General features: G+C 47.7%; 13 protein-coding genes. All 13 read right to left on the reverse strand.

What is annotated here, in order from left to right; all coding sequences use genetic code 11:
- Positions 1-6: 6 nt before the first annotated feature.
- The 13 genes from BO18_RS20635 to BO18_RS20695 all read right to left on the reverse strand — a co-directional run bounded on the left by BO18_RS20635 (position 7) and on the right by BO18_RS20695 (position 12,575).
- Complete coding sequence (locus tag BO18_RS20635) at positions 7-1,686, reverse strand: linear amide C-N hydrolase (RefSeq protein ID WP_034449322.1); 1,680 nt, start codon at positions 1,684-1,686, stop codon at positions 7-9.
- A 20-nt stretch (positions 1,687-1,706) separates the two neighbouring features.
- Complete coding sequence (locus BO18_RS20640; RefSeq protein WP_034449325.1) at positions 1,707-2,150, reverse strand: GNAT family N-acetyltransferase; 444 nt, start codon at positions 2,148-2,150, stop codon at positions 1,707-1,709.
- A 7-nt stretch (positions 2,151-2,157) separates the two neighbouring features.
- Positions 2,158-2,670 (reverse strand): hypothetical protein, encoded by a 513-nt coding sequence (locus BO18_RS20645; protein WP_034449327.1) that lies wholly within the window; start codon positions 2,668-2,670, stop codon positions 2,158-2,160.
- A gap of 86 nt (positions 2,671-2,756) precedes the next feature.
- Positions 2,757-3,821: a transglutaminase-like domain-containing protein gene (locus BO18_RS20650; protein WP_034449329.1), complete on the reverse strand. Its 1,065-nt coding sequence runs from the start codon at positions 3,819-3,821 to the stop codon at positions 2,757-2,759.
- A 168-nt stretch (positions 3,822-3,989) separates the two neighbouring features.
- Entirely contained in the window at positions 3,990-4,370 is a 381-nt protein-coding gene (locus BO18_RS36320; RefSeq protein ID WP_081861175.1) for a helix-turn-helix domain-containing protein, read from the reverse strand.
- Between the two features lie 10 nt (positions 4,371-4,380).
- Positions 4,381-4,851: a hypothetical protein gene (locus tag BO18_RS20660; protein WP_034449332.1), complete on the reverse strand. Its 471-nt coding sequence runs from the start codon at positions 4,849-4,851 to the stop codon at positions 4,381-4,383.
- Between the two features lie 11 nt (positions 4,852-4,862).
- Positions 4,863-5,438, reverse strand: coding sequence for a hypothetical protein (locus BO18_RS20665; RefSeq protein WP_034449334.1), 576 nt, complete (start codon positions 5,436-5,438; stop codon positions 4,863-4,865).
- On the reverse strand, positions 5,425-7,188 hold the full coding sequence (locus BO18_RS20670; RefSeq protein WP_034449335.1) for a S41 family peptidase: 1,764 nt from the start codon (positions 7,186-7,188) through the stop codon (positions 5,425-5,427). The genes BO18_RS20665 and BO18_RS20670 overlap by 14 nt, the downstream gene beginning before the upstream one ends.
- Before the next feature lie 7 nt (positions 7,189-7,195).
- Positions 7,196-7,600, reverse strand: a complete 405-nt coding sequence (locus tag BO18_RS20675; RefSeq protein ID WP_034449337.1) for a GNAT family N-acetyltransferase — start codon at positions 7,598-7,600, stop codon at positions 7,196-7,198.
- 15 nt (positions 7,601-7,615) lie between these two features.
- Positions 7,616-8,191: a TetR/AcrR family transcriptional regulator gene (locus BO18_RS20680; protein WP_034449339.1), complete on the reverse strand. Its 576-nt coding sequence runs from the start codon at positions 8,189-8,191 to the stop codon at positions 7,616-7,618.
- A complete protein-coding gene (locus tag BO18_RS20685; protein WP_034449340.1) occupies positions 8,184-9,266 on the reverse strand; it encodes an alpha/beta fold hydrolase in 1,083 nt (360 codons plus the stop codon). The genes BO18_RS20680 and BO18_RS20685 overlap by 8 nt, the downstream gene beginning before the upstream one ends.
- A gap of 152 nt (positions 9,267-9,418) precedes the next feature.
- Positions 9,419-10,093, reverse strand: coding sequence for an ABC transporter ATP-binding protein (locus BO18_RS20690; RefSeq protein ID WP_034449341.1), 675 nt, complete (start codon positions 10,091-10,093; stop codon positions 9,419-9,421).
- 19 nt (positions 10,094-10,112) lie between these two features.
- Entirely contained in the window at positions 10,113-12,575 is a 2,463-nt protein-coding gene (locus tag BO18_RS20695; protein ID WP_034449343.1) for an ABC transporter permease, read from the reverse strand.
- Positions 12,576-12,580: the final 5 nt, after the last annotated feature.

The raw sequence follows: 12,580 nt of genomic DNA on the forward strand, positions 1-12,580 counted from the left end.
CGCGCCCTAATTGAATGTGTCCCGCATTACCGTTATCGGCTGATCGTATTTGACATCGAAGCACACAGTTACCGTGAAGTTGTCGAGATCATAGACGCAGGACCACTCTGTTCCGATGCCGGCGGATTTCTTGTTATCGTAACCGACATCAGAGAGGAACCCCATTGCTTCGGAAGCTGAAGCGACACATGCGCAGCCGTCCAGATCTTCCATGAGGACCTCATAGCGGCCGTCACCATTCTCCTCACCGTAGTATGAAGTATTGCCGATAACATAATTCGTGATGGCGGGATTATCTGTGACATACATCTTGTCACCGAGCCACTCGACGACCACGCTCCTGCCGGTCTTGTCGCACATAAAGAGATGGAAGGTTGCGCCGAGCATGGTATTCATGTCGAACTGTTCGAGCATGGCTACAGCCTCGTCAACAGTTGCGCAGCGGTCCAATACCGCTCTTACGGCAACGTTAAGAAGCGTATCTTTTCTTCCGAGATTCTGATGTATCTCTTCATGTTCAAGTTCAAGGATGGATACTCCGAAGCCTGCCTCGTTCATGCCTTCGATCGTGAAATAAGGCATCGCGAGTGTCGCCAGACGGCCCGTGAACGAAGTCGGTGATACCTGGTCTTCGCCGGTGCCGATATTGATTATCGACAGGTCTACCAAAGCAATTGAATCGTAACCGTCGACCGGATCACTGTAGAGCATCAGGCAGTCTGTTTCCGGATAGTCGGTATTTCTTCCCATCAGGTGATTGCCGTTGCTGTCTGTTACTGCAAATGCAGCACAACCGAAAAGGCTTTCCTTCATCGATACGGGCATCCCGAAGTAGAGTTCCTTCTCTGCCCAGCCAAGGAGTTCGCCTTCATTGGTGATATTAGAATCAAGGATTTTGTCGAGCTTATAGTCAGCTGTGTATTTCAGCGTATAAACGCCTGTCGAATGCTCTTTTAATGATGCTACTGTAGTTATGTGTTTCCTGAGCATGAAGAGACATACACCGGCAGCGACTACGAGGAGGACAACAAATCCGAGAACAATGGTCCTGCCCTTAACCTTATAGGAGAGAAGGCAGATGACGGCAACGAGTGCTCCGAGCGCTGCGATCACTATGCCTGCTGTCTTCATGAGACCGTAGTTTGTCGTGGGTGTAACTTCCAGCATCAGGTGAGACATGCCCTCATCCATGTCAGCCCTGCCCTCATCCGAGATATAGTATTCGAGCATCGACATCAGTTCCGGACTCGTGTCGGGATCGTCGGCCACTCTCTCGTAGAGCGTATAATACGAGTCATACATCGCATTAAGGACTTTCTGCCTGTTCTCCTCAGGACACGGCTTGACCGTAACGCTAAAGATCATCCTGCCTTCAGCATCTCTCGGCACCAGGAAGAGTCCGACTGCAAACCTGTTGGTGTCAACACCGGTAATGAACGTGAATACGCCGTTTTCTTCCTCATCGTAATCTACAACGGTGCAGAGCCCCTTCTCCCATTCGTAGATATCTTCCGCGTTCAGGTGGACCGTTCCCGTGGCACCGTCCTTGAAAGATTCCGGATCAAAAAGATCTATCCTGTTATCTTCCGTGGTGTCGCCCGCGGCCAGAACAGATCCGGCCGCAAACAAACCAATGCCGATAAGTGCAATGACCGCTGAAATGATCAATACAACCCTTTTTCCCATTTTTCCCCATACCTGCTTTCTTATTTTTCGAGATAGACGAAGACAAGTTCGTCATCGATCTCTTTTCTGTCGAAGATCCTATATCCCAGTGACTCGTAGAGCCTTATGTTGTCTTTACTCCTGGTACTTGTGAAGAGCTCATAACGCTTACCGGGAAAACACTTCTCGATCTCCGTCAGCAGCATGCTGCCGTATCCTTTGCGCCTGTGATCCGGGTGGACCATCAGCTTGCCGATGTATGCCGTCCCGTTTTTTTCGAAGGCACGCACCGAACCGATGATCTTATCCCCTTCAGTCATCTTCAGGATGACGCCTTTATCGAACTCTTCCTTCAGTTCGTCAGGCGTTTCCTTAAGAGGCGGTATGTTCTTGTTGCCGAACAATGCCGCCTCACTCTGATACGCAAGATACTGCAACTCCAGGATCTCCCGGAGGTCTGACTCTTCCGCTGTTTGAATATTCATGAATTTATCAGTTGATAACGATCTTGTCGAAATCGGGTGTTACATCAGGCCCATCCAGCGTTGCCGGGAAATACAGCAGGACTTTGCCCGTGTCTTCATCCGTGTTGCAAAGAACGATGATGTAATCTCCGTCATCAAGGGCTTCGATCGAATCATTGTCGAACTCGAAAACATACTGGTCGCCGGACTTTCTTTCGTCGTCACAGTTATAGGAATACAGCACGTCTAACTCGTCGGCATCCACTTCTTTTTTGAAACCTTTTGTTCCGGGGATGAAACCCATCCAGGCATCCTCTGCCAGGTCAAGGCTGCCGTCAACCTTGAAAACTGCCTTCTGGCCCTTCTGTCTGAAATCTACTCCGACGTCCTCTGTTACGGAATCGATTTCAGCACCTGCAGTTGTCGTCTTCGGCTTATCACCGTCATCGTTACCGCTCTTTCCGCCGTTATTTGTCTTTCCGCATCCGAACAATGCCAGAGACATTGCGCCTGCAATGACCAAAGCCACTAATCTCTTCATAATCTTGCCTCCCGTTATTTCTTTCGAAATATTAAGGAAATTTTAGCACAATAAGAGATTTATGTCTAAAAACGCATAATAAAAGATCAGATGTCGCCGTAACTGAACTCGAAATGATTTCCGTCAGTATCCGTGCAGAAAATGACATTTCTCTCTGTATCCATTCCTTGAAATGTCACCCAGTCGTGCAAAGACTTGAACTTCTCATCCGTCGCCTTGAATCTTCCGAGATCGTAATCCATCTTCCAGGGCCAAACATGATCGACTTCGAGTTTTTCCTCAAACCCGTCGGACACGCGTTCTGCTTCCGTCTGCATGAAATATTTCAGGTTCAGCACACCGTAAGGGTCTCCGCCGTAGACCGCCCAGGTCGCATCGACATGGTAGCCTTCCCCGCCGATCACGACATAAGTCCAGTCGTGATATCCGGCAGAGCCCTCGCCTCCGAACTCCGTCGCCTCCACGCCGCACTGCAGGAGCAGATAAGACAATGCCCCCGCGATCTCGCAGCATATTCCCTGCTTGGTCATGAGGCAAGCGTAAGTACTGAATTCATCAACTGTATTGCCGTCTATAGAACTGTAGTCGTATTGGAAGTTCCTGCAGACGTATGCATAGATGCCCATGAGCTTCTCAAAATCGGAATAGTCCGAACGGACGGCTTCATTGAGCATCCTCACGACCTCATCCTCAAACACCTTCTCGCGCTCGAGGTATTTATCCTTATCCATCTTGTACTTGAGTCTGCCGGTACCGTCCTCATAGCCGTCACCGCCAACGAGCGTGCACGCCGGAGGCAGGAACGAACCCAATATAGTATCGTCTGTACACCATTTAAACGCTTCCTCGTCGGAACACTCGAAAGTATCCTCTCCCGCGCGGACCGCATCGATGCAGTTATAGAGCGAAGTCCACATATCTTCCGTAACATACTCTGACAGAAGATCAGTGTGGACGTGCGGATTGAACTCAAGCGGTTCCGGAGCTTTTGTGGTCTCAGTGATCTCCGCGGTGGTCTCTGATGTCTCAGGAACCGTTGCCTCAGCCGTCGTTTCAGGACCGTTTCCGGCATCTCCTATATCAGCAGTACTGCAGCCAGAAACCATAAGCACTCCGGCCAGCAAAACACACATTATCCTTCTCTTTAACATGACTTATCCCCAATATTATTTTTCTTAAAACCGCGTAATTATAGCACTTAAAAAACTTAACGGATGCGGGGACGCCTGAATGCCCCTAAAATGCCTAAAACAGGTCGAAAGACATGACGGAGATCCGCCTCGGATATTTTAGAAAACAAATCAATAGAGAGCGACAGTTTAAGTCGGGAATCCGTTAACGAGGAAAAAGATCAGCATCGATATAAGGTCTATCGCTACCAGTGCACCGACGCCTATCAGGACCCACTTCAATATCTTCTTAGCGCGTGTTCCGTTTTCCTTAGTCAGTATCTTCTGATCGACAACATCGCCCATCGTTTTATGTTCTTCCGTCTTGACCGGTTCGATGCCTTTGAGGATATAATCAGTCGTTACACCGAAGACCTCGCTCATTATCAGAACTTTGTCTATGTCGGGAGTTGCCTGCTCGCTCTCCCATTTCGATACGGCCTGCCTGGACACACCGACAGCATCTGCCAGTTCTTCCTGAGACATTCCCTTCGATTTTCTGAGACTCTGTATCCTGTCAGCGATAGTCATTTGAAGGTCCTTATTCTTCAGTCTTTTCAGTTTCTTCCGAGATTATATCACCCTTAAGGGAACAGAACATCTCCCTGACTTCACTCAGCAGATCAAGGTCAGCCTTTGTATAGACTTTATACTGGTGTATGCGGTAATCCTCCGAACTGTTCCCGCCCGTTCCGGAAAAATCGTAGACGATCTCATAACACCACGGGCTGTGGTCGTGGATAAACAGTTTGCTCTTCAGGCGTTTCGAAAGAGAGATCAGATTCTTTTTTCCGATAAACTCCTCGAACTGTGCTTCTGCTTCGGAAGAAACTGCGTAAGTCGTGACACGCACCGGTTCATTGTAATAATCTCGGTTCCGGCTTACGATCACCCATTTGCCGTCTTCGTTCATTTCGAGAATATCCGAATGACTCGCACCGCGCATGTCTGAATAACCCGGACTGTATCTGAATGACTTAAGCTTGCCCTTACTGCTTTTATTTCCGAACATCACTTATATCCCTATGCTTTCTTCACGCGCGATTTCTTAACCGCATATACGATGAAATATACGGCCAGAGCGGCAATAAGCACGCACTCGGCGATAACGACCAGCACGATGATACCTGCCACCGCCCACATGTCAACGCGCTTGACATACTTCGCAAACTTATAAGGTTCGATTATCTCGTATTTACCGGGATCATATTCGGTCTCATCGTCAGGATCGTCGGCATATCCTTCCAGTCTTCCGTAGATCATAAGGTCAGTCGTGCTGCCTTCAGCCTCGTCGATATAAGAAGCATCTTTTCTGATGAGGAAATCTTTTTGAAAACTCCCGTCAACGAAGGAATCCCAACGTCTGCTGTAAAGGTCGTACGCGACACCGTCCAGCGTAACCTCGCCTGCCTTGGAGCATATGGAATACCCGAGGTCGTAGCCCGCAGCCTTCGCTTCCTGATAAGCCTCAAGCTCCTCACGGTAGCGCTTTCTGTCGTACATAGAGCTGACTCCGGCAAAGATGCCTGTTACGACACCAATTAGGATTATCAGGGCCAGCAGTATCTTCCATGTCTTGCGTTCTTTAAGTGTCTTCATTACCGTATATCTCCATATAATGCTTCGCATACATCAGATCGTAATCGGCATCCATGTCATAGAGAACGTGAACCGCCTTTTCATCGAGAGGAATCTTCTCGTCGAGTACGACGGAACTTATCCTGTCCTTGCCCGCATCGACCAATACCGAGAGGTCCTCATCGAGAGATGCGATGATCGGATACCTTACTGAGATATGTCCGCCGCCGAGAAGGATCTGACCGCCCATGCTCTGCGCCGAACCCCATGTGGTCGTCATGCCCATCAGCGTAACATTGGGGCAGTTCGAAAGCCTGTAAGCCAGTATGTCTCCGCAGCTCGCACACCCTGCATTGACGAGCACCACAACGGGGATATCCATATATCTTCCGTCATAGGGTATCGTCCATGCCCAGCTTTCACTCTTTTTGAATCCGCTTCCATCGTAAAAACCGCCGTACGAAATGACCTCCCTGTCAGTGAAAAGAGTCACCAGCTGCTCATAAACAACATCGATGCCGCCGTCGTTATCCCTTATGTCGATTATCAGTCTGTCCATGCCTTGAGACTTGAGTCCTTCTATCCGCTCGATGAAAAGTTCTTTCACCTCCGGATATTCATCTTTCAGTCCCGCATCGATGTCTTTCATATCATCAAAACTTTCTCTGGGCATACATAAATAACCGCAACGGTCATCAAGCATCGTGGCATACGCAAATTCGCCGCATCTCTTTCCTGTTATCGGATATGTGGCACTCCACAGCCTGTCAGAGTAACTTCCCATGCTTTGGGCTGTAATCTCTTTTGTTGCTCCCGAATCATCGATGAATCTAACGTTTACGGTATCACCTCCCATGCCTGCGAGAAATATCGGTTTTACTATCTCCTCGTTCTCCGCTATCGGATATGCGGTCATATAGATCGAAGAAGGAACGCAGCGGACATCCTTCAGAGCATCATCTATGTCTTTACCGTCCCATCCTGTTATTACGGTGCCGCTGTGTATTCCCTGCTTGAATGCTTCGGATGTCTCGTCCACCAGGATCGCGAGCACTTTTCCGTCATCGGTTCTGATCATGGAGAATCCGTAATCGTTACCGTTCATTCTTTCGGCAACTTCGTCACCGAGATCAGGATCGTTTATCCTCATCGACAGATGTCCGTCATGGAATTCATAACAGAGATTCGCCACTGCCTCTGCAAAGGCTGCTTCATCATTATTCCTTTCAGCCTCTGCGGCCATCGGGATGTATTCCTGCCTTAAGCCGTCAAAGTCGATCTCCTTGTAATCTCTCAAGACATAATTCTTCTCGAGTTCGTCTATGAGCGAAGCCATCGACTTCTCATATCCCTGATGGCTGAAGTTTCCGAAATGATAATAAGAACCCATCGCGAGAACATAGAAGACCGTCCAGAGCGAGACCACGATACAGGGGATTCCTCCAAGTATCAGCGGAAGGACTTTTCTCTTAGATCGTGCGATGATGATCGAGATGACACAATAGATCAGTGCAGCCGCCAGATGCGGTCCATATCTCGTAATGCCGAACATCGGAAGTCCCCTGGTGTAGTTGAAAAGATAGAACACGGCAAAATTTATGACCGGTATAAATGCGAGCACTGTAAATACGGGCTTTTTCTTTTTTCTCACGATTATCGCAAAAAGGATCAGAACCAGAAGCCACGAAGGCGTGAAGATTATCATGTAGAGAGTCGGAGCATCGACCATGCCCAGCAACTCGAATATCTGACGGATTATTTCAAAAATCATAATCACCTCAGGTCCAAAGAGAAGTGATGCACATAGGAGATGCGCCTTCGCTTATTGCAAACCCGCACTGCTCATAAAAGTGAACTGCCGTGTCATACGCGATCACACATATACGCATGTAATCCTTATAATGTTGTTTTGTCATTTCGACGAGCTTTCTTCCGATACTCTTTCCGTGGTATTCCGGATCGACGAGAAGATAATGAACATAAGCATTCATCACGCCGTCATCCATCGAACAGATCATGCCTACGAGCTTATCTCCGTCATACGCGGAATAGACTGTCTTGTAACCCTTCATTGCCTCTGCGAGTTTATCGGGGAAATGTCCCGACGACCACTCTACTGAAAGGAAGAGTCTCTCAAGTTCGGCAGGCGTAAATTCATGTGTGTCTCTGTATTCAATCTCCATACATCATTTCCTCGCTTATACAAGTAATCTCGGATCAGGATCGCTCCAGTCGAAAGATGTCTTTACACCTCTCATGCAGGCGATCGAAGCCATGCCGTGAACGATCGACCAGATCTTTATGAGATCAATTTCCTGTTCCTCCTCGTCTTTTTCAAGACCATTCTCTTCAAGATGCTTTTTATACATTCTTCTGAGAAGCAGGAACGGAGGATAGTCATTTTTATACTCCTTATTCATCTTCATGTGGGCATTTATCTGTTGCTTGCCGAAGAGGAAGACAAAGTAATCCGGATTATTTGAGAAGAAAACGATATATGCTCTTCCCATTGCGATGAGTCCTTCATCGGCAGATGACGTTCCTTCGATGGCGGATTCAAGTTCCTCCATGAATCTGTCCGTAACAGTATCCTTGATGGCGGCGATCAGTTCATCCTTACCTGAGAAATGAGCATACGGCGCCGCATGCGACACTCCGCATTCAGCAGCGACCTTACGGAGAGAAAGATTCTCCTCACCATTCTCGTTTATAAGTTTTATGCCCGCATCAATAAGAGCCTGTCTCAGGTTTCCGTGATGATACATATCAGCCATTTATGGTTCTCTCCTTTATCTCTCTTAATGCTTTGCATGTGTCCGAAGGTTTCTCCCAAAGAGGACTGTGCGCCGATCCCGTGATAAGATAAAACTCCTTATCCGGAGCATCGATTTTTTCACAGTAATCTCTGACCAGATCCCACGGGCAGTTATAATCGTATTCTCCGCTGATGAAGAATGCGGGAACTTCAAGTCCGGGAATGAGTTCTCTGTAATCAAATCCGTCAGTCTCTTTCGCCAGAGGTGTATTCCTGTACATCTTCATTCCTCTGACGTAGTTGATCTTCTCGGTGACCGTATAACATTTGCAAGTCAGTATCGGCCAGGTGATCCCTTCAAACTCACTCTTATCCTTTATAGTTCCGCCGCCCGCATCATGGAGCAGATTAACATACACAAACCAATCTTTACACTTAATGTTTCCACCGTCAAGATGGATGACGGAATCTTCCAGTTTTTTAAGCGACTTCCTATCGCCGCGTTCTTCAAAGACACTTTTCATGAAGTCATACATCAAAGTATCATTTTCCCCGGAGTCAGTCACACACTGGGCCATCCCGATATATGCATAATAATTCTCCGGATGTTCAGCAGCCGCCCGTAAAGCGATGTGAGTTCCGCCTGAAAATCCCATTATGAATATCTTATCCTTATGAAAACGTTCCTTGAGATATTCAGTTACCGCATTGGCATCCGAAAGAAGGTTATCAATATTTATGCTGTCAGAATCCGCATTACTTTTATACGCGATCCCCATCCACCGGTAATCCCAATAAACAACAGTGAAATCATCTTCAAGGTTCATATCCTTATACTTATCGGTGAAAACATAATCGTCGGTTCCGGGACCGCTCGATACCAGAAGCAGGACCGGATTATCCGTGTCCTTGCTGTTGATGAAAAATCCGTTCGGAGCTCCGTTGATATCCATAACGAATTTCTCAGAAAGGCTCTTCTCCCCTTCATACGTCCTTATCCTCCCCGGACTCATGATGGCCCACACGGCGAGTATAACAACAGGAACCGCAAGAACACACAATACCGCTATCATCATCTTTCCCTTTTTCCTCATCTCAAGATCTCCTATCTTGACACTGTCAATATCAAGATTATAAGCGCTATCTTTACATTGTCAAGTTTCAACAGGATAACCACAAACAAAAAGCGGCCGTGCTTTCGCATTCAGCCGCTTTTCGCATCTATATCTTGGGGGTGAGTGAGGGGTCAGCCTATTGTCTTTCCGCTCTCGAGCATTATCGTGCGCGTACCGTATGCGGCACACTTCTCGGAGTGGGTTACCTGGAGGATCGTAAGACCCTTTTCCTTATTGAGCCTGGAGAACAGTTCCATGATCTCGATACTCGAGGCCTTGTCGAGATTTCCCGTAGGTTCGTCAGCAAGTATTATCTGTGGATTGCCGATGACCGCTCTGGCGATCGCAACTCTCTGCTGCTGTCCGCCCGACAATGTATTCGGCATTGCCTTGCGCTTTTCGGTAAGTCCCGTGATCTCAAGTATCTCATCGAGCGCTCCCTTAAGCTCGGACTTCTTCTTTCCTGCCATCGTCTGCGGGAGAAGGATGTTGTCCGCTACGTTCAGGTTCATTACGAGATTATAGAACTGGAATACGAATCCCATGTTCCTGAGTCTTAAGCTTGAAAGTTCTTTGTCCTTCATCGCTCCGATGTCTTTTCCGCAGACTGAGATGTTTCCTTCAAAGTTACGGTCAAGTCCGCCGATCAGATAAAGGAGTGTGGATTTACCGGAGCCGGAAGCACCCATGAGAGATACGAACTCTCCCTGTTCGACCGACATTGACGCGCCGTCTAATACCTGGTTGATATTCTCGTTCTTTCCGAATGCCTTGCTGACATTATTTACTTCGATGATCTTATTCATTTTATTATCCTCCAAATTGTTATTCATACTTTATCTGTTCAGATATCTTCATTTTCCTGAGGCTCCTTATCGGGAAGAGAACTGTTACCGTAAAGAGTATTGTCATGGTAATGAAGAAGAACAGAAGTTTTGACGGTTCCACACTGACATCCATGACGAGTATCTCCGTGTTATCCATTGCAGCCTGAAGAATGTGAGTGAGCAGATATCCCAGTACGGTTCCGATGCTGCATGCCGTGAGCGAAGTGATCAGTACTTCCTTAAAGAGTATGCCTGAAAGCTTTCCCTTACTCATCGATGTCGAGAGCATGACTGCGCACTCCTTCTTTCTCCCTGTAAAGCCGATGAGCTGGTTGGAGACCATGCCGATGGCTGTCATGCCGAGTGCGATTATGATGACTGTGGTGATGACCGCCGTTGTCTTTGCATTTCCGCTCTCATTATCCTCTATAAGCTCATCGTACGTCCTTACATCCGAGTAGGATCCCTTTGCATATGTCTCAAGTGTCTTTTTAACCGTTTCCGGATCCGTGCACTTTATGAGGATCTCGCCCGGCATATCCATGAAGATGGCCTGATATTCCTTCAGCGGGACAATAAACGTTTCAACACCCTCGTCGTAAGGATTGGAATCTACGATCTGCTGGATCTTATATTCTCTTTCGATCGGGAGTACGCCTGTAGGATTTATCGTGATCTTGATAGTATCACCCTCTGAGACGCCTCTCTTTTTTGCAACCTTACTGTCAACGAGCACACAGCCTGTTTCGATCTTTTCGGGCAAATCCGTAAATCCGTTTAAGTATCTGAATCCTTCATCGGGAAGTCCGTAGAAGTTTCCGACGCTCTGCTTTTCACTGTCATTTACTTTGACCTCCTGGAGCGAAGTATAGAGCGGCTCAACGTCAGTTACGGTGTCCATGTGTTCTATGTATGAATAATACTTATTCGCCTTGTTCGGCGTCATCTTGACATCGCAGTCGAATGCTATGCCGGACATCGATGTGAACATTCCGGAAGCGACAGCATAGACAACGATGCACATTGCTGCAGCCGTTACGCTTAAGACGCCGCTTCCGACAGTGCTCTTGCGGGAGACCGCCTCAACGGCAGCAAGAGACCAGGACGGCTTATTATGTTTTTCGCCGATCTTCTGAATGCCTGTCGAAACAAACTTCAACACCCACGGGAAGAGCGATGCGATGGCTGCGACCGATGTAAGGAGGCAGATGATGGAGCATATCAGATTTGCTCTGAAGATGGCTGTAACTATGGCGATGCCTGTGCATCCGATCCCTGCGATAAGTGCTGCTCTTGTGAATTTATATGCAGTATCCCTGTTATCGAAGATGATGTCTCTGATGGATGTCTTCAGAGCCTTGAGTATTGCTCTTAACGGGATAAGACACTCGATGAGGACGGCACCGATGACCACGCCGATTACGAGCGATAACGGGAATTTAGGCAGTTCGAATGCGACCGCTCCGTTCGAATCGGAGAGATTGAACATCGTGCCGAGAATTCCGTCTCTGATGAGCGAATAGAGAACCACTGCAGGGACGCTTCCCAGGAGTGCAAAGATCACGTTCTCCAAAAGGAGGATCAGACCTGTACCCGTGGTGCTCATTCCGAGGCTCCTGAGCGTTCCGATGAACGACATCCTCTCGCTTACTATCCTGTTGCAGATGGATGCCGTTACGAAGATAACGAGAAGGAATGTGATAGCGAAAAGAAGATAGAACACGAACTTGAATTCGTTGATGAGCGACATGTCGTCATCGCTGATGAAGAGTTCCGTTATCGATATATCAGGGAACGTATCCTTAAGGAGATCTTCAGCTTCCTTTATCCTGCTGTCATCCTTGACATCGATAAAAATGACATCGGATTCCCTGATGCCGCATGAGATATCATCGCTCGTCTCGAGAGTTACCACAGCCGTATTACCCTTGAGCACCGGATTCTTCGTATTCTCAGGATAGATGCCCGCGATGGTAAGTTCCATCTCATCTTTGACCCTGTTATGGATGGTGATCTTGTCACCTACCTCATAACCGTAATTCTCCGCGAAGTCCCTGGACACATACATCTCGCCGTATCCGATATCCATCCTCGAGATGAACTGCATGTCAACGGCCTGATCCATGTCGACGCCCCAGATGCTGAGAGATTCGGTCGTTACATAGCAGTATTCGCCGTCGATCTTCTTGTATAACATCTCGGAATTTGCAGAGGCCGTCATATAGTCTGCTTCCGGAAAACCTTCTGGGAGCTCTGAGACATCAAAGCCCATGGATACGCCCATGAAATCAGCTCTCGATACGCTCCCAAGATATTCCGTAAGGATCTTTCCAAGACAGTCTCCGAGATCGAAGCACAGCAGCGCACACAGGCTGCAAACGAAGATCGCGAAAACGACGAGGATCGTGCGGAACGGCTTAAAGAATATATTCTTCAATGAATTTTTAAGTACAATATTCATTTATT

The organism is Butyrivibrio sp. AE2032 (assembly GCF_000702965.1).